The following is a 21,407-nucleotide window of genomic DNA, read 5'->3' on the forward strand; positions in this document are numbered from 1 at the left end:
GGCCGATCGGTCGAGCTGTCTCTTGGTCGTCTCAAGATTCTGAGCGGTCCCCAAGTGCCAACGACACGCCGTTGGCAAGATGCTCGGCGTCGGACGCGTTTTCGAACGGGATGCCCGTTCTTGTATAGTCGAGCGGTGAGAAATCGGAGCCGTCGGCGTTGATCAGCGCAGCCTGGCGCCTTGCCGCTTGCATGTCGCCGAACTGAGCGTAACAGGCGGCAAGCCGGGTGCGGATCCACGGCGTCGGTCGCGTCGCCAGCTCCAGCGCCTCGGCAGCCGTGCGGTATTCGCCCAGCATGTATAGCGCGAGCGCGCGATCGTACTGATACCAATGAGGATGCAGCGGGTTGATGCGGATGGCGCGCGCCAGCCAGGCGAGCGCGTCGAGCGGCCGGCCACGCATCGTCAACAGATGCCCCATCTGCTCGATTCAGTCTGCGTCACCCGGATTGAGCTCGAGCGCGATGCGTAAATGATGCTCGGCCGCCTCGTGGTCGCGCATATTGAGCCGCACCAGCGACTGGATGCGGTGTGCCGTTGCCTGGTCCGGCGACAATGCGATGCCCCGGTCGGCCAGGTCGCGGGCCTTCGTCAGCACCGCGTCGCTGCTCGGTCCGAATTCGCTGTTAAGCACATGCGACAGCGCCAGATAGGTGTAGGCAAGGCCATGGGCCGGGTCCCTGACGATCGCAGCCTCGAAAAACGCCGCCGCTTCTTTCAGTTCGCTTTGCGCCGGATCGCGCAGCAAGGCGACGCCGCGCAGCACCAGTTCATGGGCGGCGAGGCTGGCTACCGGCTGCCGCGAGGCACGTTGCAGGCCGGCATTGTTCACCCGAACCACCAGCCGGCCGACGATCTTTTCGACGATCTCCTGCTGGATCGCGGACAGCCCGGCGTAATCGGCCTGGTAGCGATCGCCCCAGAGCTGGGAAGCGCTGGCTGCGTCAACGAGATTGACCGCACAGACGATGCTGTCTGCCTGCCGCCGCACCGAGCCCTCGACGACATAGTCGGCGCCGATGCACGAACGCACCACAGGCCATTCGCCAGGCGAATAGGAGGCAAACGAGAAGCTCGAGTTGCGCGCCAGCACCGTCAACGTGCCGAAGCGGGCGAGGCCATTGATAATGTCTTCGGCAATACCATCGACGATCGCTTCGTCGGCCGGATCGGCGCCGTCATTGCGGAATCTGAGCACCGCCACGATCGGCTGGGCGCCGGGTTCGGGCACCGGCTCAGGGATCAGCATGTAGCCGCGCTTCGATACGGTCCGTATCGTTTCCTCGCCGAGCACCTTGCGGATCTCGCGAATCGACTGCGTCAGCGAATCCTCGGTGACGAAAACACCCGGCCAGACCGCATCCATCAATTCCGACTTCGGCACCACACGGCCGATATGGCGGGCGAGATGCGTCAGCAATGCGTAGGCTTTCGGCCGCAGGAAGGCCGGCTGTTCGGCCCGGCCAAGCGTACCTTTGCCCAGATCGAGCGTGAAACCGCCAAACTGAAAAACCTGGTCAGTGGCCGAACCCGCCATCGAAACGGCCGCTCCCTGAAGCCGTGCCTGTATTGGCCTACGGCTGGAGGGCTAGGTCAAGGTCTGTCGCCGCCGAAAGCGGCGCTTTGGATTTGGACGCCGCAAATTAGACGGCGCCAGCAAGGGCGGGCTGCGTTGCCGGCCTGCGGACGAAGCTCTCGGTGCCGTAGACGGCAACGATCGCGATCGCAGCCATCGCCCAGATCGCAACATCGATCCATTGCTGCTGCACATGGTCGGCGTCGATGAACGCCTTGCCCAGGAAGCGCACGCTGTTCTGATGGGTGACATGCATCAGAATGGCGAGAAGCACACTGCCGGTGTTCTGATAGAGCCAGGTGAACACCACTGCCGCCAGCACGACGTTGATCGTGCCATAGAGGCTGAGATCGCCGACCAGGCCGAGCGGAAAATGCCAGATCGCCCAGATCGCGCCGAGGATCAGGCTTCCGGCCAGCGCCGAATGCTTGGCCAACAGACGCGGTGTCGCAAAGCCGCGCCATCCCGGCTCTTCGCCAAGCGGGCCGCTGAAGACCGCATAGAGCGCGATGATCGGCAGTATCTCAGTGACGGCTGGAATGTTGCCCCAGGCCGGCGTCGCCGAGCCGAACAGCGGATTGACCAGGATCGAGGCAAGCTGCGTGCCCAATGGCAGGCTGAATGCCACCAGATACCAGAGCGGAGATACCCGCCACTTCACCATGGAAGCGAGAATGGCCTTGACCGAAGCCCAGCCTCCGGAAAGGGCGGCGATGACGAATCCGGACACCATCGGGCCGAAGGTAAACCAGGGAATGCAATCGCCATTCGATAGGTAGAATGGGATGAAGGCAAACCAGGTCAGGGCAAGCGCCAACGAAAAGAAGGCAGCCAACTGATGCTGCCGCACCAGGCGCAGGAAAGAAGTCATGTCGGGCCTCTCACGGGCAGATGACAATGGGAGGTCGCCGGGCTGCCCAATCGGTCGATTTGCATCTTGAACAGCCGGCCGAATCATTCCGGGAGGCTATGCGCCGACCACCTCGGTCGACCCGTTTCTTATTGGCACCGGCGCTACGCGAAATCCTGAGCGGGTTCTGAGAAATTTCCGATATTTCATGCAGAACCGGCCGGTCAGACCGGTTGGAACGCCTGCCGACACTGCGGTCGTCCAGCGTTCCCGTTCGTCGTCTCTCCGTCATACACCCTGCCTATAGGCTGTGCGAAGACCCCCGCTTCCGAGCAAACCGGAACCGGCAGGCAAACAGCCAGATCAGGACATGACCGGGACTTGGAATAGCATCGACCCCATCCGTCAGATCGAGTTTGCAAACGCCGTCGCTGTTGAGATCGAGCGCGTGCTGGCGCGGCAAGGCAAGGTGACGAACAGCGATGCGGTCGTTGCAGCGGGCAGGGTCGCCGGCGCCGTTGCCGCCGCCGTCGCTTTGCTTGCGCCGGCCGACATCAGTGCGATCGACACCATGCAGGAAAGATTACCCGGCATGGCGTCGCGTTTCGTGCGGATATTGGCGGCCGAAGCTGCGGAGCGCAGTGCCCGAACGCGTCTGTCGAGCGCGCATAGAGGCCAAAGGACGGACGTCCAGCCGGCTGGAAGCGGCGACCTCGACGCGATGCGGGTCGAGGACTGGGCCGGTCGGGTCGCCGGGTCGACGTTCCTGCAGCAAAATCTCGGCATATCGCGTTCGACCCTGCATCGCTGGCAGCGGAGCGGCACGGTCGTTGCGTTGCGCACCGGTGGCCGCAAACATGTATTTCCTTTGGCGCAGTTCGTCGACGGCAGGCCCGCGCCGGGTATCAAGGAGGTGTCGTCCGCGATGCCCGATCCGCGGCGTGCCTGGGCGTGGCTGATCGGCCCCGCGCCTGGCCTCGCCGGACGTACTCCCATTGAAATGCTCAAGCAGGATCTGGTGGCGGAAGTCGTTCTTGCCGCACAGAACGCAGCGATGGCGAAGTTGGCTTGATCTCGCTGCCAAACGTTAGAAGTCTACTCCGAAAAAGAACACGTGAAAGGAATGTATGTCGGATTCCGATCGGTTTGCCGGCTAACAGCATAAGTATATTTTTCGTACAATTGTGACAATGTCTCGTTTGTGCCGAGGGAAAATGTGAAGAAAATATGAAGTGATATTTGTGCAACATTGATTTATTCTGTTATGCAAATATCGATTATTTTTGGAATCGTCATTGAGACTGGAATTCGGATGAGTATGTTCGCCGCCTGAAGAGGGGTGCGGTGCGCGCCTTTTTCGACGTGGGTGAGGCGTTCAGCCGTTCAACCCATGAATCCAAGCCATTTTAACTTTGACTGGAGAGGTCAGAAAATGAATATCAAGAGCCTTCTTCTCGGCTCAGCCGCGGCATTCGTCGCGGTCTCCGGCGCGCGCGCCGCCGACGCTGTTGTGGTCGCCGAGCCGGAACCGGCAGAATACGTCAAGATTTGCGACGTCTACGGCGCCGGCTACTTCTATATCCCGGGCACCGAGACCTGCCTGCGCATCGGCGGCTATGTCCGCTATGATATCGGCGTCGGCGATGCCGGCTCGCTCGATGGCGTCAACCATGTCCCTGACCATCAAGGCGACGACACTCATTCGACCTACTACAAGAACGCCCGCTTTACGCTGAAGACCTGGACCGGTCAGGAGACTGAGCTCGGTACGCTTAAGACCTACACCGAGACCCGCTTCAACTTCGGCAACAGCAGCGGCGACTACCTTAATCAAAAAGCCTCCAATGCCAACGACTGGCAGGGCCGCAACAAGTCTCTTTCGCTGCGTTACGCCTGGATTCAGCTCGGCGGCCTGCGTGTCGGCAAGGACGATACGGCTTTCGATACGTTCATCGGTTATGCCGGCGCCGTCATCCAGGATACGCTGATTCCGTATGGCGGCCAGGAGAGCAACGTCGTTCAGTATTACTTCGACGCGGGCAACGGCTTCTCGGGGTTGGTCTCGCTCGAAGAAGGCGCCGGCAGCGTCGGCACCATCGACAGCTATATTCCGCATGTCGTCGGCGGCTTGAAGTACAAGGGCGACTGGGGTGCGATCACCGGCGTCGTCGCTTATGACAGCAATTACGAGGAAGTGGCCGGCAAAGTTCGTTTGGACGTAAAGGCCACCGACGAACTGTCGCTGTTCATCATGGGTGGTTACGGCACGGACGACAACCTCAACGACAATGCAGGCAACGCCATTGATGCGAGCGGTCGTGGCTTCTACAAGCAGTGGGGCGGCAATTGGGCAGTCTGGGGCGGCGGCACCTACAAGTTCAACGAAAAGACTTCGTTCAACGCCCAGGTCTCTTACGACGACTGGAAGAACCTCGGCATCGCCGCTAACGTTGCTTATACCGTTGTGCCCGGCTTTACGGTCACGGCTGAAGTCGATTACCTCAATGCTGGAAAGTTCGAAGACGCAGACTTCAACAACTGGACCAAGGCCAACAAGAAGAGCAGCGTCGGCGGCATTCTCCGCTTCCAGCGCTCGTTCTGATCAGCTGAAGATTTGACAGGCGGCCCGCGGTGCAAATGCTGCGGGCCGTTCTATTTTCTGGCAGGACGATTCGGGCATCTGACGACCTAATCTTGATTTCGCCATCCAACCGGTGACAAGCTCTCGTCATGGAATGGCGCGACGAAGGAATCATTCTGGGCACCCGCAAGCATGGCGAAACCAGCGCCATTCTCGAGGTGATGACGCGCGTGCATGGCCGCCATCTCGGCCTCGTGCGCGGCGGCCGTTCGCGCAAACAGCAGCCGGTCTTGCAGCCCGGCAATCGCGTCGACCTGTTGTGGCGGGCGCGGCTCGACGAGCATCTCGGTACCTTCCAGGTCGAGGCGATCGAGATGAACGCCGCCCGGCTGATGGACAGCGCCGTTGCCGTCTACGGCCTGCAGACGATGGCCGCGCATTTGCGTCTTCTGCCCGAGCGTGACGCCCATGGCGGCCTTTACGAGACGCTTGCAGTGATGATCGCTCATCTCGCCGATGCCGATGCCGCAGGCGAGCTGGTGGCCCGCTTCGAGCTGCTGGTCCTCGACGAACTCGGTTTCGGCCTCGATCTCAGCCAGTGTGCGGCGACCGGCACCAGGCAGGACCTTGCCTATGTCTCGCCGAAATCCGGCCGCGCCGTGTCGCGGGCGGCGGGCGCGCCCTGGCGCGACAAGATGCTGGCGCTGCCTGCCTTCCTGCAGCGCGGTTCGGGCCTGCGCGCCGATCCGGCGGCGATCGAGGATGCCTTCCGGCTGACCGGCTTCTTTTTGACCCGTCATGTCTACGAACCGCGCGGCATCGAGCCTCCCGGCGCCCGCGCCGGGTTTCTCGCCGCCTTGCGCAAGCATCAATCACCCGGCCATGAATCCGGCAAGGCGAGCGCCGCAGAAACCGCCGGGGAGACCACCAGATGAGCGACGTTGAACCTTATCCCGGCAACGTTTCGCCGCTCGGCCTTGGCACAAGGGCGGCATGCTGGCGGTTTCGGAAGCGGCGCTGAAGGATGTCAACGGCAAGCTGCTGGCTTTCGGCACTGAAACATGCTCGATCTTTCCGGCGGCCGATCTGGTGGCACGTTGAATGGACCGGCCGTTTGGCCGCCGCATTTGAATGTCACTGAACATTGAATGTCAGTGACAACTGGCCTGGTTTGGGGGAACCGCCATGTTTGAAAGCCTGATTGGCCTCGTCGCCATCATCGCGATGTTCGTCATCATTTCACGCCAGCAGAGCCGTATCGGCCTGATCGAGCGCGAGCTTGGCGCCTTGCGCAGCCTTGTGCTTTCGGGCACGCCTGCGCTGCCGCCGCAAGCCAAGGAACCGGCAGCACGCGACAGCAAACCGGCGGATGCCGCAATACCGTTTGCGGCCGCAGCCGACCTGGCATCGCCAGGGACCGCAGCGGTCGCATCAGCCACAGAGGCCGATGCCGATACCGCGGCGCCATCCGCGCCGGAGTCGGCGCAACCGGCGGCCGCGGCGAAGCCAGCTCGCCAGTCCGACGTCGAAACGGCTCTCGGTACTCGCTGGGCGGTCTGGGTCGGCGGCATCGCGCTGGCGCTGGGCGGCCTGTTCCTGATCCGCTACACCATCGAGGCCGGCATTTTCGGGCCGCGCGTGCGGCTCGCCATGGCGGCGGCACTCGGGCTGGTGCTGGTCGCCGGCGGCGAGTTCATCCGGCGCACCGGCTTCAGGGTGCCGGTGCAAGGTGCCGCCGGTGCCTATATCCCGGCAATCCTGACGGCCGCCGGCGCTTTCATCCTGTTCGGTACCGTCTACGCCGCGTACAGCATTTACGGCTTCATCGGCCCGACGCTCGCTTTCACGCTGCTCGGCGCCATCGGGGTGGCGACGATCGCGGCAAGCCTGGTCCACGGTCAGGCGCTGGCCGGCGTCGGCCTGCTCGGTGCCATGGTGACGCCGCTGCTGGTCGCCTCGCAGGCGCCCAATCCGTGGGCGCTGTTCGGCTATCTGGCGATCGTGCTCGTCGCCACCGGCGTCATCGCCCGTATCCGCGACTGGAGCCTTTTGATGGCCGCTGCCTTCGTCGCCACCGGCATCTGGACCATCTTCTACATGACCGAAGCGCCGGGGACGAACCTTTCCGTCATCCTTTTTATCGACGGGGTGACACTGGCCGTGCTCGCCTTCGTCTGGCTTGGCCGCCGCGACGAAGCGGTCGCCGGCAGCGGCTTCGATTGGCCGTCGATCGCGCCGGGCTTCTTCGTCGGGCTTTCGGCGCTGGCCCTGTTCGTCGATCCGGCCTTCGCCGCCATCCGCGGTGCATTGCCGGGTGCCGCCCTTGTCGCAGCCCTGGTGGCGGTGGCGCGATATCGGCCGCGGGCGCTGGCACTGCTGCACGCCGCCGGGCTGGCGACGGTACTGGTCTATCTCGGCATCATTCCGCCGACCACGATCGCTTCCGATTTTTCGGGCGGCGCTCTTGGCGTCGACGGCATGCCGGTTGTGGCGTCCGATGCCTTGATGCTCAGGGTCGGCATCGTTCTCGGCCTGGTCTTCATCGGCCTCGGCTTTTGGGCAGCGCGCCGTTTTGCGGCCCATGGCTGGCTGCGCGCCGCCACAGGGGCGGCCTGGAGCGCTGTCGCGCCACTGGTCATCCTGCTGGCGCTCTGGTCTACCTTCGGCAATCTCGACCGTGACCTTGCTTATGCGGCGGTCGCGGCCGTTTTGGTCGGCGTCTTCGTCGCCGGCGGCGAATGGATAGCGCGCGGCGAAGCGCCGCCGCTGACCGGCGGCGCTGCTGTCTCCTTCGCGCTCGGCGGCGCGGCGATTGCCGGCCTGCTGATGCTGCACATGGCCTTTGGTTCCGGCTGGACAACCATCCTGCTCGGAGCAGCCGCCGCCGTGCCGGCGCTGGCGACGCGCTGGCGTAGCTATCCGGTGCTTGGCTGGATTTCCGTTGGTGCGGTGATTGCAGTGCTTGGTCGCGCTGCCTTCGACCCGACCATCGTCGGTGCCGAGTTCCTGTCGAAGACGCCGGTGTTCAACTGGCTGCTGCTTGGATATGGCGTGCCGGCGCTCGCTTTCGGTTTTGCCGCCTGGCAGCTTGCCCGAACCACCAATGGCCGACCGCGCCTCGCGATGGAGGCCGGCGCCGCGCTGTTTTGCCTGCTCACCGTCGCCATGCTGGTGCGCCATGCCATGCATGGCGGCGTCATCGATACGGCTGCTGCGACGCTTGCCGAACAGGCGATCTACACGCTGATCGCCATCGGTGCCGGTGCCATCCTGGTCGCTATCGACATGCGCTCGCCAAGTCAGGTGCTGCGTTACGGCTCGATTGCAGCGGGCGCGGTCTCGGTCGCCTTCATCGTCCTCCAGCATTTTCTGGCGCTGAACCCGTTGCTGACGGATGAATCGACGGGCAGCATTCCGGTGTTCAACCTTCTGTTCCTCGCCTATCTCTTGCCGGCGGTCGCGGCAGGCGCACTGGCACTCTATTCCCGTGACAAGCGGCCGCAATGGTATGCGGCGATGTTGGCGGTGGTGGCGGCGGTGCTCGCTTTTGCCTATGCCACGCTGTCGGTCAGGCGCCTGTTCAAGGGTGAGTTCATCGGACTGTGGAGCGGTCTCGGCCAGCTTGAGACCTATACTTATTCGGCGCTGTGGCTGGTCATCGGCGTGGTGCTGCTCGCCGCCGGTGTCTGGCTGAAGTCCCAGGTGCTGCGCATAGCGTCGGCGGCGCTGATCTCGATCGCCGTGCTCAAAGTCTTCATCTTCGACATGTCGGAACTGGAAGGCGTGTTGCGGGCGCTGTCCTTCATCGGCCTCGGGGCGGTGCTCATCGGCATCGGCCTGTTCTATCAGCGGCTGCTGACAAGGGCGGCGAGAGAGGTAAATTAGGTCGTCCACTGCAAGAAGGTCCAGCCTGGAGGACAGCGCGTTGCTCATAAACGACATAGCTACGATCGGCATCATCACGGCAGGCCCTGGGGGACCAATCGAAGGCTTCAAGGAGGGGCTGAGAGAACTGGGATTTGCCGAAGGCCGGAACATTCGGTTTGAGCAGCGATCGGCCAATGGTGATTTGGGCAGGCTTCCCACCCTGGCGACGGAACTGGTTAGGCTGAACGTCGACCTTATCGCCGTGATCGGGGCGGTAACCGCGCGTGCGGTCCAAAAGGCGACAACGGAGCTCCCCGTCGTTTATTCTGTCGTCGTCGATCCGGTCAGTGATGGCCTCGCCGCAAGCCTGGAGAAGCCCGGCGGCAACATGACAGGAGTAACCAGCTTCGATCCAAACCAGGCGCGGACGCATGTCGAGTTGTTGCGAGCCGTCTTACCAGCGCTCTCCCGCATCGCGATCTTGAGCGATAAGGGGGTGTCCGATTGCCTGTCAGCCTCCAATGCTGGGGCAATACAAAAAATTTGGGCTGAACCCGCAGGTTCTCCGCATTATAGGGCCTCAGCCCGATCTTGACGGCGCTTTTGCAGCGATGGATCGCGAACTGGTCGAAGCGCTCATCGTCCTCGAGGAGCCGATTATTGCAGCACTCCGCGCAAGAATCGCGGAGCTTGCCCTTGCGCGTCGCTTGCCAACCATCTTCGCGCGGGAGCAGATCGATGCGGGAGGTCTGTTCTGCTACGGCACCAGCTTGCGAAGCGCAACATATCACATGGCCCTGTGCGCGAAGAAGATTCTTGATGGCAAGAGCCCCCGCGACATACCAATTCAGACTTTGTCCCAGCACGAATTGGTGGTGAACTTGCAGACCGCGAGAAAGCTCGGTCTAACGGTGCCTTCAAATATAGTAAATAGAGCGGTGCGTGTGATTGAATAGTACTGCGGCCGCTGACCCGCAGCAAGGGAGACATAGGATCAAATGGCACTCTATATACATATACGAGGCCCTGAAGTGGATGCTTCAGCGACTATGTTGCAGCGCCAGACGGACGCTCCAAGCAAAACGGAGGCGGTGCGGACCGCGCTTGTGCACGAACTCGAACGCAGTCGCACCAATGTGTCGCTTCGCGACCGGATTGCCAGGCTGCAAGCCGAGGCGATGAGGATCGGCCTGCCTAATCCTGACTTCGATATGAAGAAATTCACAGACGAGATGTGGGAAGACTGACGTTTGTCGACACGCCGCTATTCGTCACCACGCATTTCTTTCAACTTTCGGATGCAACCCGGGAATAGACCTGCCACCGGCAGCGTTATTCAGTTGCTTGGGTGACCGGGGCGGCCGACCGCTTCGCGCTGGCCGCTTGCGCCGCGCTGCAAAGGCGCGTTCAATCACCACGGACAGGGGCTCCAGAACCAGCGGTCATGGACGAAAAGAAGGCAGCAATCCTGGGTGAAATACCGCGTCTGCGCCGCTATGCACGCTCGCTGTTGCGCGACCGCGATTCCGCCGACGATCTCGTCCAGGATTGTCTCGAGCGGGCGCTTGTGCGGCTCGACAATTGGCAGACAGGAGAAAGCCCCAGGAGGTGGCTGTTTACGATCATGCACCATTTGTTCATCGACCAGATGCGCAAGGTGAACCGACGCGGCGAGGCGGCGATGCTGCCGCTCGAGACAAGCGAGGCGCAGGCAGCACCCGCCGAGCAGGTCGAGAGCATCGCCTCGCGCGAGATCGTCGACGCGCTGCAGGCGATCAGCCCTGACCGGCGCGCGGCACTTGTGATGGTCGCCATCGAAGGGTTTTCCTATGCCGAAGCCGCCAACATCCTTGGAGTGCCCGCTGGCACTTTGATGTCGCGCATCGCGCGCGGGCGTGACGAACTGCGAGCGCTGCTGGATGATACCGCGCGCCGCCGCTCGATAAGGATCGTTGAGAAATGAGCCGGCGCGATTTCTCCGAACGCGACATCCACATGGCTCTCGATGGCGAGTTGCCGGGCGACGAGCGGACGGCCTATGAGGCATGGCTCGAGGCCAATGCCGAGATGAAGGCCAAGAGCGCACGCTACGCCGCCGACCGGGAAGCGTTGCGCGCAGCCTTTAATGGCGTGCTGGACGAACCCGTGCCGGTGCGGTTGAGCAAGGTGGTGCTTGGCGAGGCGCCGGTGGTCAGAGTATCGCCGTCGCGCTCGCGTTGGTGGCTTGCGGCCGCCGCTGCCGCCATCCTGGCGATTGGCGGTGCTGGCGGCTACCTTGCTGGCATCGGCCGCCTCGGCCTGGAAAATACCGCCGAGGACCAGCTTGCCGAAGAGGCGATCGCCGCCCACGTCATCTATGCCGCCGAAACGCGGCATGCGGTGGAAGTGCCGGCAAGCGACAAGGATCATTTGCAGAGCTGGTTGTCGAACCAGGTGGGTCTGAAGCTCGTCGCGCCGGATCTGGCCGCGCAAGGATTCCAACTGGTCGGTGGCCGGCTGCTGCCCGCCGGTCAGGGCAAGGCCGCGATGCTGCTTTACGAGGACGTCAAGGGCGAGCGCATATCGCTCTTCGTCACCGCCGAATCGGCAGCCAAGGCCAGGGGCACCTATGGGGAGGACGATGGTCCTGAGGCCGTCTATTGGCTGGACAAGGGTTATGGCTGCGCCGTCGTCGGCTCGCTGCCGCGCGAGCAACTGGCCGCAGTGGCCAAGAGCGCCTATGGCCAGCTTTTGGCGGGCTTGCAAAGCTGAGCAGGCTCTCGCTCTTCCGGAGCCGCGCCGTTGCCTAAACACGGAGGTCGTTCAAAGCCTTTGCGCGACCTGCCTGCCGTCAAAACTGTCACAATTCGGCCCTAATCGAGGTGCGATAGCGCTTGCTGAATGCTGGCACTTCGGCTGGTGTGACCGATGTTTAGACTAGGGCCGTTTCCACAACCCAATCGAGGTTTTCTGAGCCCGCATGCCTGCCGAGATTCGCAAGGCCCGCGCGTCCGACGTCGATGACCTCGCCGCCATCGAAAAAGCCGTTTTCTCGAGCGATCGCATTTCTCGCCGCTCCTTTCGCCAACTGATCGAACGCGACACCGCCGAACTGCTGGTTGGCGAAAGCGATGGCCGCGTCGCCGGCTATGCAGTCGTGCTGTTTCGCAAGGGCAGCGGCGTCGCGAGGCTTTATTCGATCGCCGTTGGTCCATTTTTCGGCGGCCGTGGCCTTGGCCGGCTGCTGCTGGAAGAGGCCGAGGCCGCCGCTTTCGAGCACGGCCGCATGATGCTTCGTTTGGAAGTCCGCGAAGACAACCCGCGCGCGATCCAGATCTACGAGCAGAGCGGCTACCGCAAGATCGGCCGCGAACCGGACTATTACGAGGATGGCGCCACGGCGCTGCGCTATGAAAAGACCTTGCGCGGCGACATTCCGGTCGCCACCGAAGTGCCGTTTTATCAGCAAACTTGCGAATTCACTTGCGGACCATGCTGCCTGATGATGGCGATGGCTTACTTCGGCCCCGGATTCGTGCCGGATCCGGTGATGGAAATCAGGCTGTGGCGTGAGGCGACGACCGTTTTCATGATGTCGGGGCCGGGCGGCTGCGAACCGTTCGGGCTTGCCGTCGCCGGCTATGAGAGCGGGCTTGCTGCTGAGATCTATGTCTCCTTCTACGGCGCGCTGTTCCTGCAGTCGGTGCGCAGCGAGGACAAGCGCCGCGTCATGGAGCTGGCGCAGGTCGACTTTCGCCGCCGCGCGGAACTTTACAGCATCCCGGTGAATTACCGTTCATTCGGGCTTGACGACATTCGCACCGCGATCGCAGAGGGAAAACTGGTGCTGGTCCTGATCAGCGGCTTCCTGATGTTCGGCAAGAAGGTTCCGCACTGGGTATTGGCCATCGGTGACGACGGCGATCATATCCTGATCCACGACCCCTGGGTCGAGGGCGAGCGGCAGGAGACGATCCTCGATGCTGCCAACATTCCCGTGCCTTACGGCATCTTCATGAACATGGCGCAATTCGGCCGCGACGGATTGCGCGCCGCCATCACTCTCGGAAAGCGCGATAGCCAATGACCTGGGTCATCCTTACCGGCCGGCAGAACGATCTCGACCAAGTGGCGACGCCGCACAAGATCATCACCAATCGCGACTACCTTGCCCATCCGGCACTGTTTCGCGGTCAGCGGCCGAAGGTCATCAACCTGTCGAACAATTACGGCTACCAGAGCCGCGGCTATTACGCGTCGCTGCTGGCTGGTTCGCGCGGCCATAAGGTCATCCCGACGGTCGAAACGATGATCGACCTGTCGGAGCGCAAGCTCTATGAGCACGCGTTGCCGGAACTCGAACTCGCACTCAACAAGTGCCGCAAGGATCTGGGTGGCGCTTTTCCCCAGAAGGTCTGCATCTTCTTCGGCATCGGACCATCCAGGATCTGGGACCGCTTCGCAAAACTTCTGTTCGACTGGTTCCGTGCCCCTGCGCTCGAGGTCCACATCAGGGACAGCGCCGAATGGGCCTCGATCCGCAAGATCGGCTTCCATCCCCTGGCCAGGATGACCGAGGACGAGGAAACGCACTTTCTCCAGTGCCTGGAGACCTACACCAACCGCGAGTGGCGCGACACCAAGGGCCGCACGCCGGCGCGCTACACTTTCGCCACGCTGGTCGATCCGCACGAGGAACTGCCACCGTCGGAGATTTCGTCGCTGCGCCACTGGGCCAAGATCGCTGAAAAGATGGGCGTCGAAATCGAGCCGATCACCAAGCGGGATCTGGCCAAGCTCGCCAACTACGACGCGCTGTTCATCCGCGAGACCACCTCGATCTCCAACCACACCTACCGCTTTGCCCGCCGCGCCCAGCAGGAAGGCATGCCGGTCATCGACGATCCGCTGTCGATGATCCGCTGCACCAACAAGGTCTATCTCAACGAGCTGATGACCTACAACAAGGTACCGGTGCCGCCGACGGTGATGATTGCCGGCACCGCGGACCTGGAAGTTGCGGCACAGACGCTGGGCTTCCCGCTGGTGCTGAAGATCCCGGACTCCTCATTTTCGCGCGGCGTCAAGAAATGCGGCACCTTCGACGAGCTGAAGACGCTCGCAACCGAATGGCTGGAGGATTCCGACCTCCTGATCGCGCAAAAATTCATTCCGACGGAATATGACTGGCGCGTCGGCGTCCTCGGCGGCCAGCCCTTGTTTGCTGTCCATTATCTGATGGCCAAGAAACATTGGCAGATCGTCAATCACAAGGCCAACGGCAAGCCCGACCAGGGCGGCATCAAGACCTTCACCCTGAAGGAAGCGCCGGCCCATGTCGTCGAGACGGCGGTGAGTGCGGCGCGTTGCATCGGCGACGGCCTCTACGGCGTCGACCTCAAGGAAACTAGGGACGGCGTCTTCGTCATCGAGGTCAACGACAACCCCAACCTCGACCACGGCTGGGAAGACTCTGGCGAAAAGGACGAGGTCTGGGTGCGGCTGACGCAGTGGTTCCTGGAGCGGCTGGACAGGCCGGGGCGATGATATACGATTGTGGGGGAAAAGATGCTGTTCTTCGTGATCGAGGATTTTCGCGGCTGCGACCGCAAGGAGATCTACCGCCGTTTCCGCGACCAGGGCCGCCTGAAGCCGGACGCGCTTCTCGTGCACCACAGCTGGATCGCAGCGGATATGAGCCGCTGCTTCCTGCTGGTGGAGGCCGATGACATCACGCTCCTGCAGCGGTGGGTCATCGAATGGGCGGATCTGGTCGAATTCGAGATTGTTCCTGTGGCGACGAACAAGGATATGGTTGAGGCATTGAACGGGCACCTCTGACCCGGCAAGGAACCTCCTGGTTCGCCACACCTGAATTCCGCCTTCTCTATCAAGGAATTAACACGCGAATCGAGCGTCATCTCAAGCAGATCTAAGCCGGTTGCCCGCGCTTCCGCGAGACTGTCGCACTTAGCCGGACTGCCGGATCGTCGCGCTCGACTTCAGCAGCCGATTGATGTCCGACGCCTTTGACGGCACGCCGATCAAATAGCCCTGGGCCTCGACACAACCCTCTTTTTGCAGGAATTCAAGCTGCGCTTCGGTCTCGACACCTTCGGCGGTGACGGTGATGCCCAGCTGTGCGCCAAGCCCGATGATGGTGCGCACGATCGCCGCGGTATCGCGACTGTCGATGTCACGGGTGAACGAGCGATCGATCTTGATCTTGTCGACGGGAAAGCGCCTGAGGTAGCCCAGCGAGGAATAGCCGGTGCCGAAATCGTCCAGCGCGATGCGGACGCCCAGATCGCGTAGCTGCCTGAGTGTCTTGAGCACCAGATCGCTCTCGTCCATCAGCACCGTTTCGGTGATTTCCAGTTCAAGTCGGTTGGCCGGCACGCCCGAGAACGCCAGTGCCGAAATGACGCTGCGGGCAAAGGTACCGCTTTTGATCTGCACGGCGGAGACATTGACTGCGATGCGCCAAGCCGCCCAGCCTGCCGCGGCCGTGCAGGCTTTTCGCAGCGCCCATTCTCCGAGCGGCACGATCAGCCCGGTCTCCTCGGCGGCCGGAATGAAGTCGTCCGGCCGCACCAGGCCGCGCACCGGCGATCGCCAGCGCATCAAGGCTTCGGCACCGACGATTTCGCCGGAGGCGATGTTCATGATCGGCTGGAAATCCAGCTCGAATTCGCGGCGCGACAGCGCTGCCCTGAGATCGATTTCGAGCGCCCGGCGTGCCCGCACCCTCGCGTCCATGGCCGGTTCGAAGAAGCGGTAGAGGTTGCGCCCTTCGCTCTTTGCCCGATAGAGCGCCATATCGGCATTTTTCAGCAAAGTCTCGGCGTCCTTGCCGTCATTCGGAAACAGCGCGATGCCGAGACTGATGCCGACACGCATGTCGTGTCTCTTGTCGCGAAACGGCTTTCCGATGATCTCGACTATGCGTTTGGCCAGCTTTTCCGCGTCGCCCGGGCTTTTGAGATTGAACAGGATTATGACGAATTCGTCGCCGCCGAAGCGGGAGACAACGTCCGTTTCATTGCGCAGGCACCGTTGCAGCCGTTCGGCCACGCATTTCAGCAGCCAGTCGCCGGCGGGGTGACCCCAAGTATCATTGACTGCCTTGAAGTGATCGAGGTCGAGCGAGAATATCGCCAGCGATCCGTCTCTCGTCTCGCTCAGGGCTTGGTCGAGCCGTTCGCGAAGCATCGAGCGATTGGGCAGGTTGGTCAGTGTGTCGTGGTGCGCAAGATGGGTCATGCGCTCTTCCACACGCCTGCGCTCGGTGACATCGTCGAACGTCGCGACCCAGCCGCCGCCGCTCATCGGCCGGCGCGCAACCAGCAGCGTCCTGCCGTCGGCGAGATGACGATGCGTTACGTGTGTTTTCCCCGCCCGCAGGCAGGCTTCGATTTGCGAGATTTCGCTGTCGGGGTCGAGCTTTGTATAAATGCCCAGTTCCAGCAGCCGCTTGAACGCATCACGGTGGCTCATGCCAAGCGGGAAGTCGGCGGGCCTGACATGATAAAGTTCCAGGAAACGTTCGTTGCGCACGATCAGCTTGCCGTCCGCATCGTACATCAAAAGGCCTTGCGACATGTTGGCAAGTGCTGCGTCGAAACGGCGGTGCTGCTCTTTCAACTCCTGCTCGGCGCGCCGTTGCTCGGTGATGTCCTCGTAGATCGAGACCCAGCCACCTGACGCCAGCGGCCGGTGCGAAATGTTGACGATGCGCCCGTCTGCAAGCGTTTCCTCATAGGTGGAAGGTTTTGCCTGGTCGATATAGGGCTTGCGGATGGCATAGAGTTGCTCGGCGCTTTGCGAGGCGATGCCGATATCCACGCTGTGCTGGAGGATGTCGAAAAACCGGATGCCGGGCCGCACCACTTCGGCGTCGAGGCGAAAGATGCTGATGTAGTTCCTGTTGCAGATGATCATCCGCTCATCGGCATCGAACATGCACAGGCCATGCGACATGTTCTCGATCGCTGCCGAAAAACGCTCGTTCTGTTCGCGTAGCTCGTCTTCGATCCGTCGCGGCAGACCAACGCCTTTGGCCCTCCGTCGGCGGACGGATGAACCAGCCTTGATACCGGCAACGGGCATGAGGCAAGCCTATGGACCATGGTTAACCACGGCACTGTTGTCCCTGCCGGTTAATTTACCGTTTTCAGCCGGCTGGAACGGCAGTCTGGCGTCGCGACTTTTCGATCGCCGCAAACCGTTTGAGAAAGGCATTCTGCGCCCAGGTCACCGAGCGCGGCGTGACATCGAAGTGCTCGGCGTTGAAACCGCGCGGCCTGCCGAAGAACTCGGTCGCCTCTGCCGTCGAAAAACCCGCAAGCAGCGTTGCTTCGAAATAAGCGGCGATCTGATCCGCTCGCTTAATTTCCTTGCGCAGCCCCGCGTCGAGTTCGGCCGGCAGTGAAAAGCGCAGATGGATGGCGCGCTGCAGCCTGGTCTCGCAATCCCTGTAGCTGCCGCCCATCACGGATTTGAACGGCGAGATCATATCGCCAATGACGTATTCCGGCGCGTCATGCAGCAGCGCCGCCAACCGCGCGTCAGCGTCGGCATCCGGCATCAGTTCGCCGACAAGCGTTTCGACCAGCAGCGAATGCTGGGCGACCGAAAAGGCGTGATCGCCTCTGGTCTGGCCATTCCAGCGTGCGACGCGGGCAAGGCCATGGGCAATATCGGAGATCTCGATGTCGAGCGGCGAGGGATCGAGCAGGTCGAGCCGGCGGCCGGACAGCATACGTTGCCAGGCACGCGGCGGCGCCCCGGCGCGGTCGGCCGCCATCAGGCGTCCTCCGCGCCGACGGCTTCCTGCGGAAAGCTGAATTTCGCCCAGGACGGGATGGCGAGCGACACAGCGACGTCGTCAGCCAGGATCGGCAGGCCGGCGTCGAGCGCTGCCTTGACCCGGTCGATGCGGGCAATGGCAAGGCCTGTCGTGCCGGCGGTAGAGCCAAGCGTGCCGACTGGTCGCCCCGCCACGGCCAACTCTGCGCGCGAAGTGGGCAGGGGGCGTTCGGCCGAGACGATCAACACTCGGCGCCTGGCAGTGCCGCGATGCTGCATGCGCGAGACGACCTCCTGGCCGACGTAGCAGCCTTTCTTGAAGCCGACGCCACCGATCTCGTCGAGCAGCACATCATGCGGAAACGCGTCGCCGAGCTGATAGTCGCTGCCGCTTTCGGCAATGCCATTGGCGATGCGAAAGGCTTGCCATGCGGCAAGGTCGCCGCTGTCTGCGGCGCCACCATAGAAGCGCGTGACGATAGCATCGACAAACCGCGCATCGGCAACCGGTGCGGATTCAAATTGCGAGGCAGTTGAATCGCTTTCCCATACGACGGTCACAACCGACTGATCTGCCTTGGCAATTTCGACTTTGGCGCGCAACTTGTAGAGCGTCAGCCGTCGCATGAAGTCATCGGTGGTCTCAGCACGGCATTCGAGCAGGAAAATATTTTCGCCAGCGCGCGAGATCAGGAAGTCGAAAAGGATCTTGCCTTGCGGCGTCAGTAAGGCGCCGGGCTTTGCTTCGCCGCGGCCTAGCGCGTCTAGGTCGGTGGTCAGGATGTTCTGCAAAAAGTGTTCGGCATCCGGTCCGGACACGGAAACGAGTGCGCGATCTCTGAGCGAGGCAAAGGGCATGGTGGGAAAACGAGCCTGATCTTGCAAAACTATCGGTCATTACGTAAGCCGCTGGCACTTCCCCCGCAAGAGACCGGATCCGCATGGCCCCCCTCTACGATCTCATCCTGACAGGCGGCACCGTGGTCAATCACGACGGCGAGGGTTTTCGCGACGTCGGTATCAATGGTGGGCGCATCGCTGCCATCGGCGACCTCCGCCAGGCATCGGCGGGCGAGACGATCGACTGCCACGGGCTGCATATCCTGCCGGGCGTCGTCGACAGTCAGGTGCATTTCCGCGAGCCGGGACTGGAGCACAAGGAAGATTTGGAGACGGGCTCCCGGGCAGCGGTGCTTGGCGGCGTCACCGCCGTCTTCGAGATGCCGAACACCAATCCGCTGACCACCAGCGAGGCAACCCTTGTCGACAAGGTGCGGCGTGCCACCGGCCGCATGCATTGCGACTTTGCCTTCTGGGTCGGCGGGACCCGCGACAATGCAAAAGACGTTGGCAATCTCGAGCGGCTGCCGGGTGCGGCCGGCATAAAAGTGTTCATGGGCTCGTCCACCGGCGACCTGCTGGTCGAGGACGACGAAGGCGTTGCCTCGATCCTGAGGAACACACGCCGCCGCGCCGCCTTTCATTCCGAGGACGAGTTCCGGCTGCGCGAGCGGCTTGGCGAGCGCATCGCGGGCGATCCGTCCTCACATCCGGTGTGGCGCGACGAGATCGCTGCATTGCGCTGCACAGAGCGCCTTGTGCGCATCGCGCGCCAGGTTCGCGCCCGGATCCACGTGCTGCACATCTCGACCGCCGAGGAGATAGGCTTCCTCGAACAGCACAAGGATGTCGCGACCTGCGAGGCGACGCCGCATCATTTGACGCTGAGCGCCGATGACTATGCGCAGCTCGGTACGTTGATCCAGATGAACCCGCCGGTGCGCGCCACGCGTCATCGCGAGGGGATCTGGCAGGGCATTGCGCAAGGCGTTGTCGATGTCCTCGGCTCAGACCATGCGCCGCACACGCTGGCCGAGAAGGCAAAAGCTTATCCGGCGTCGCCGTCCGGCATGACCGGGGTGCAGACTTTGGTGCCGATCATGCTGGACCATGTCAACGCCGGCCGGCTGACGCTGCAGCGCTTTGTCGACCTGACCAGCCACGGCCCGCAGCGTATTTTCGGCATCGCCAGGAAAGGCCGTATTGCCGCCGGCTACGATGCCGATCTGACCATCGTCGATCTGAAGCGCCGAGAGACCATCGCCAACGCCCAGCAAGGCTCCAAGGCCGGCTGGACGCCTTATGACGGCAGGCAGGTGACCGGCTGGCTGGTCGGCACCATCGTTCGGGGCCGGCGCGTGATGTGGGAAGGCGAGATCGTCGCGCCGAGCCAGGGCAGGGCGGTGGAGTTTTGCGAGGCGTTGGCGGGCTAAGCTCCCTGCCTCATAAGGGCCAGGCTAAACCACTCAATCCCCAGCAACGAAGAACGTCCATTGTCCGGTCGGCGTGATGCCGACTCGGTAGAAGATGTACGCACCGAACTGCTTCATATCGTCATAGTCGCTGGCGGTGACGATCTTGAACAGCTCGACCCGCTGCCTGGCATCGAGCTTGTCCAGCGGCAGGGCGAAGAAATAGGGCCAGACATAGAGATCCTGCGGCGTGCCGGCATCGACATGGACAAAACCGGCACTGAGCACCTCTTCCAGGATGGCGAGGATCTCCTGGCCTTCCGTATCGCCCGAAAGGCCCTTCAGGAAGGCGATCGGGTCGCCCTCGATGTCACCCAGCGACAATTGGGTCATCATGTCTCCCGTGCCGATCAGCGGCCGAAGCTTTTCGATGTCGCCGCTTTTGCACGCCTCGACGATCAGATCGTGCATGCGCCTGACCGGTTCCGGCAACTGGGTAAGGTCGTAGACAACTTCGGGCACAGGCGCGTCCGGATCGACATGCGGATTGGCCATCCCGCCATCGTCCGTTGGCCCTTTCGGTTCGGTTTGCTCTGGCTCCTCGGATGGAGTCGGCTGGCGGGCTGGAGGTGGTACCGTGCCGAGCGGGCCGGGCATCGGCACGGTACTTCCAGACGGCGACATGTCGCCGTCCGGCGGCGGCGTGACCGGCGAGGGCAGGTCTTCGCGTTTGATCTCGCTGAGGGCGTGAGCGGGACTGCTCGCAAGAAACAGTGCAAGGGGAATTGTGGCGCAGGAAGCAGTAAGCCAAATGCCGAGGACCAGGCCGCGTGGCTTGCCTGATATCGAAAAATTCACCGCCTGCTACTCCCTGGTTCCAGCCCATCCATGTGCCCGGACATGACGTCCGGCGGCGCGCCGTCGTCAAAGAACCGAGATCAGTGCCGCAGTCTTTCGGGCTCGAAGGCCCCGGCAATCACCTTTTCACGCATGCGATCGAGCAGGGCAAGCGCCGAGGTCTCGCCATTGGCGCGCAGCATTTCGCCGAATGCCGTTTCGAGGGCTGCCTCGGCGATGATTTCCGGCTCGATCCCCGCCGACAATCCTTCTGCCCAGGCTTCGCTGTGGCTTTCCACGGCAGTCAGGCGCTTTTCTTCCCTGACCAGCGCGTCGATGTCGTTGACGCCATGTTCCATTGCGATGTCCACCCTTTCAAGCGGTGATCCGTTGGACAGGGATCAAGCTTGAGTTGTCCCTTTTACACGCAGGCTCAAGTAAGTATCTGTAAATGCGACATTTTTTTGGTCGCTGTCTACAAATTCCGTCGCGTCTAGCAAACCTGCATCCGATCCGTTTCAAACTTAGCCGATTAGGTCGGCCAAGGGGACGGAAACCTTCAGTTTGAGTTAATTTCACATCTGCGCGCTAACGTTTCGTTAACATAGTTGCAAAAGTGCAACATTAGGTTTGCACCAAGACCTCAGTCGAGGCAAG

At 62.2% G+C, this 21,407-nt stretch carries 21 protein-coding genes; 13 read left to right on the forward strand and 8 right to left on the reverse strand.

Annotated elements, in window-relative coordinates:
- Window positions 1-31: 31 nt before the first annotated feature.
- From NKJ13_RS20825 to NKJ13_RS20835, 3 genes are all read right to left on the reverse strand, one after another.
- Window positions 32-409 carry a hypothetical protein gene (locus NKJ13_RS20825; RefSeq protein WP_352738160.1) on the reverse strand — a complete coding sequence of 126 codons (378 nt, stop codon included), beginning with the start codon at window positions 407-409 and terminating at the stop codon, window positions 32-34.
- A gap of 21 nt (window positions 410-430) precedes the next feature.
- Window positions 431-1,537 (reverse strand): winged helix-turn-helix domain-containing protein, encoded by a 1,107-nt coding sequence (locus NKJ13_RS20830; RefSeq protein ID WP_352738158.1) that lies wholly within the window; start codon window positions 1,535-1,537, stop codon window positions 431-433.
- A gap of 106 nt (window positions 1,538-1,643) precedes the next feature.
- Window positions 1,644-2,447 carry a CPBP family intramembrane glutamic endopeptidase gene (locus NKJ13_RS20835; protein ID WP_352738157.1) on the reverse strand — a complete coding sequence of 268 codons (804 nt, stop codon included), beginning with the start codon at window positions 2,445-2,447 and terminating at the stop codon, window positions 1,644-1,646.
- A gap of 349 nt (window positions 2,448-2,796) precedes the next feature.
- On the opposite strand from NKJ13_RS20835, the gene NKJ13_RS20840 reads away from it, so the two are divergent.
- From NKJ13_RS20840 to NKJ13_RS20895, 12 genes are all read left to right on the forward strand, one after another.
- Entirely contained in the window at window positions 2,797-3,498 is a 702-nt protein-coding gene (locus NKJ13_RS20840; protein ID WP_352738155.1) for an antitoxin Xre/MbcA/ParS-like domain-containing protein, read from the forward strand.
- Window positions 3,499-3,858: 360 nt separating this feature from the next.
- Window positions 3,859-5,028, forward strand: a complete 1,170-nt coding sequence (locus NKJ13_RS20845; RefSeq protein WP_352738154.1) for a porin — start codon at window positions 3,859-3,861, stop codon at window positions 5,026-5,028.
- 128 nt (window positions 5,029-5,156) lie between these two features.
- Window positions 5,157-5,942, forward strand: coding sequence for a DNA repair protein RecO (recO, locus tag NKJ13_RS20850; RefSeq protein WP_352738152.1), 786 nt, complete (start codon window positions 5,157-5,159; stop codon window positions 5,940-5,942).
- Window positions 5,943-6,192: 250 nt separating this feature from the next.
- The gene (locus NKJ13_RS20855; protein ID WP_352778075.1) at window positions 6,193-8,892 is read left to right on the forward strand and encodes a DUF2339 domain-containing protein; all 2,700 of its coding nucleotides are present in this window, start codon (window positions 6,193-6,195) and stop codon (window positions 8,890-8,892) included.
- Window positions 8,893-8,932: 40 nt separating this feature from the next.
- Window positions 8,933-9,469 carry an ABC transporter substrate binding protein gene (locus NKJ13_RS20860; RefSeq protein WP_352738149.1) on the forward strand — a complete coding sequence of 179 codons (537 nt, stop codon included), beginning with the start codon at window positions 8,933-8,935 and terminating at the stop codon, window positions 9,467-9,469.
- 16 nt (window positions 9,470-9,485) lie between these two features.
- Window positions 9,486-9,830 carry an ABC transporter substrate binding protein gene (locus NKJ13_RS20865; protein ID WP_352738148.1) on the forward strand — a complete coding sequence of 115 codons (345 nt, stop codon included), beginning with the start codon at window positions 9,486-9,488 and terminating at the stop codon, window positions 9,828-9,830.
- A gap of 42 nt (window positions 9,831-9,872) precedes the next feature.
- Window positions 9,873-10,121, forward strand: a complete 249-nt coding sequence (locus NKJ13_RS20870) for a type II toxin-antitoxin system VapB family antitoxin (RefSeq protein ID WP_352738146.1) — start codon at window positions 9,873-9,875, stop codon at window positions 10,119-10,121.
- Between the two features lie 197 nt (window positions 10,122-10,318).
- Window positions 10,319-10,837, forward strand: coding sequence for a sigma-70 family RNA polymerase sigma factor (locus NKJ13_RS20875; protein WP_254820200.1), 519 nt, complete (start codon window positions 10,319-10,321; stop codon window positions 10,835-10,837).
- Window positions 10,834-11,625, forward strand: a complete 792-nt coding sequence (locus tag NKJ13_RS20880; RefSeq protein ID WP_352738143.1) for an anti-sigma factor family protein — start codon at window positions 10,834-10,836, stop codon at window positions 11,623-11,625. The genes NKJ13_RS20875 and NKJ13_RS20880 overlap by 4 nt, the downstream gene beginning before the upstream one ends.
- 208 nt (window positions 11,626-11,833) lie before the next feature.
- Window positions 11,834-12,940, forward strand: a complete 1,107-nt coding sequence (locus NKJ13_RS20885) for a peptidase C39 family protein (RefSeq protein WP_352738141.1) — start codon at window positions 11,834-11,836, stop codon at window positions 12,938-12,940.
- A complete protein-coding gene (locus NKJ13_RS20890; protein WP_352738139.1) occupies window positions 12,937-14,400 on the forward strand; it encodes a RimK family ATP-grasp domain-containing protein in 1,464 nt (487 codons plus the stop codon). Before NKJ13_RS20885 ends, NKJ13_RS20890 begins: the two co-directional genes overlap by 4 nt.
- A 21-nt stretch (window positions 14,401-14,421) precedes the next feature.
- Window positions 14,422-14,694 carry a DUF3303 domain-containing protein gene (locus tag NKJ13_RS20895; protein ID WP_352508513.1) on the forward strand — a complete coding sequence of 91 codons (273 nt, stop codon included), beginning with the start codon at window positions 14,422-14,424 and terminating at the stop codon, window positions 14,692-14,694.
- 129 nt (window positions 14,695-14,823) lie between these two features.
- On the opposite strand, the gene NKJ13_RS20900 is transcribed toward NKJ13_RS20895, so the two are convergent.
- The 3 genes from NKJ13_RS20900 to ygfZ form a co-directional block, all read right to left on the reverse strand.
- Window positions 14,824-16,962, reverse strand: coding sequence for a putative bifunctional diguanylate cyclase/phosphodiesterase (locus NKJ13_RS20900; RefSeq protein ID WP_352738137.1), 2,139 nt, complete (start codon window positions 16,960-16,962; stop codon window positions 14,824-14,826).
- A gap of 64 nt (window positions 16,963-17,026) precedes the next feature.
- On the reverse strand, window positions 17,027-17,659 hold the full coding sequence (locus tag NKJ13_RS20905) for a YfbR-like 5'-deoxynucleotidase (protein WP_352508515.1): 633 nt from the start codon (window positions 17,657-17,659) through the stop codon (window positions 17,027-17,029).
- Window positions 17,659-18,519 (reverse strand): CAF17-like 4Fe-4S cluster assembly/insertion protein YgfZ, encoded by an 861-nt coding sequence (ygfZ, locus tag NKJ13_RS20910; RefSeq protein WP_352508516.1) that lies wholly within the window; start codon window positions 18,517-18,519, stop codon window positions 17,659-17,661. The genes NKJ13_RS20905 and ygfZ overlap by 1 nt, the downstream gene beginning before the upstream one ends.
- Before the next feature lie 83 nt (window positions 18,520-18,602).
- Between ygfZ and NKJ13_RS20915 the strand changes: the two genes are divergently transcribed.
- On the forward strand, window positions 18,603-19,934 hold the full coding sequence (locus NKJ13_RS20915; RefSeq protein WP_352778077.1) for a dihydroorotase: 1,332 nt from the start codon (window positions 18,603-18,605) through the stop codon (window positions 19,932-19,934).
- A 33-nt stretch (window positions 19,935-19,967) separates the two neighbouring features.
- On the opposite strand, the gene NKJ13_RS20920 is transcribed toward NKJ13_RS20915, so the two are convergent.
- Together NKJ13_RS20920 and NKJ13_RS20925 are read right to left on the reverse strand one after the other, a co-directional pair.
- Window positions 19,968-20,771, reverse strand: a complete 804-nt coding sequence (locus NKJ13_RS20920) for a hypothetical protein (RefSeq protein ID WP_352738135.1) — start codon at window positions 20,769-20,771, stop codon at window positions 19,968-19,970.
- 80 nt (window positions 20,772-20,851) lie between these two features.
- Window positions 20,852-21,109 carry a hypothetical protein gene (locus tag NKJ13_RS20925; RefSeq protein ID WP_008874920.1) on the reverse strand — a complete coding sequence of 86 codons (258 nt, stop codon included), beginning with the start codon at window positions 21,107-21,109 and terminating at the stop codon, window positions 20,852-20,854.
- Window positions 21,110-21,407: the final 298 nt, after the last annotated feature.

It is taken from the genome of Mesorhizobium sp. M0174 (assembly GCF_040322275.1).
Classification (GTDB): domain Bacteria; phylum Pseudomonadota; class Alphaproteobacteria; order Rhizobiales; family Rhizobiaceae; genus Mesorhizobium.

Coding starts and splice junctions, on each gene's coding strand:
- NKJ13_RS20830 (WP_352738158.1), bottom strand. CDS start 1,537: ATGGCGGGTTCGGCCACTGACCAGGTTTTTCAGTTTGGCGGTTTCACG.
- NKJ13_RS20835 (WP_352738157.1), bottom strand. CDS start 2,447: ATGACTTCTTTCCTGCGCCTGGTGCGGCAGCATCAGTTGGCTGCCTTC.
- NKJ13_RS20840 (WP_352738155.1), top strand. CDS start 2,797: ATGACCGGGACTTGGAATAGCATCGACCCCATCCGTCAGATCGAGTTT.
- NKJ13_RS20845 (WP_352738154.1), top strand. CDS start 3,859: ATGAATATCAAGAGCCTTCTTCTCGGCTCAGCCGCGGCATTCGTCGCG.
- recO (WP_352738152.1), top strand. CDS start 5,157: ATGGAATGGCGCGACGAAGGAATCATTCTGGGCACCCGCAAGCATGGC.
- NKJ13_RS20855 (WP_352778075.1), top strand. CDS start 6,193: ATGTTTGAAAGCCTGATTGGCCTCGTCGCCATCATCGCGATGTTCGTC.
- NKJ13_RS20865 (WP_352738148.1), top strand. CDS start 9,486: ATGGATCGCGAACTGGTCGAAGCGCTCATCGTCCTCGAGGAGCCGATT.
- NKJ13_RS20870 (WP_352738146.1), top strand. CDS start 9,873: ATGGCACTCTATATACATATACGAGGCCCTGAAGTGGATGCTTCAGCG.
- NKJ13_RS20875 (WP_254820200.1), top strand. CDS start 10,319: ATGGACGAAAAGAAGGCAGCAATCCTGGGTGAAATACCGCGTCTGCGC.
- NKJ13_RS20880 (WP_352738143.1), top strand. CDS start 10,834: ATGAGCCGGCGCGATTTCTCCGAACGCGACATCCACATGGCTCTCGAT.
- NKJ13_RS20885 (WP_352738141.1), top strand. CDS start 11,834: ATGCCTGCCGAGATTCGCAAGGCCCGCGCGTCCGACGTCGATGACCTC.
- NKJ13_RS20890 (WP_352738139.1), top strand. CDS start 12,937: ATGACCTGGGTCATCCTTACCGGCCGGCAGAACGATCTCGACCAAGTG.
- NKJ13_RS20895 (WP_352508513.1), top strand. CDS start 14,422: ATGCTGTTCTTCGTGATCGAGGATTTTCGCGGCTGCGACCGCAAGGAG.
- NKJ13_RS20900 (WP_352738137.1), bottom strand. CDS start 16,962: ATGCCCGTTGCCGGTATCAAGGCTGGTTCATCCGTCCGCCGACGGAGG.
- NKJ13_RS20905 (WP_352508515.1), bottom strand. CDS start 17,659: ATGGCGGCCGACCGCGCCGGGGCGCCGCCGCGTGCCTGGCAACGTATG.
- ygfZ (WP_352508516.1), bottom strand. CDS start 18,519: ATGCCCTTTGCCTCGCTCAGAGATCGCGCACTCGTTTCCGTGTCCGGA.
- NKJ13_RS20915 (WP_352778077.1), top strand. CDS start 18,603: ATGGCCCCCCTCTACGATCTCATCCTGACAGGCGGCACCGTGGTCAAT.
- NKJ13_RS20925 (WP_008874920.1), bottom strand. CDS start 21,109: ATGGAACATGGCGTCAACGACATCGACGCGCTGGTCAGGGAAGAAAAG.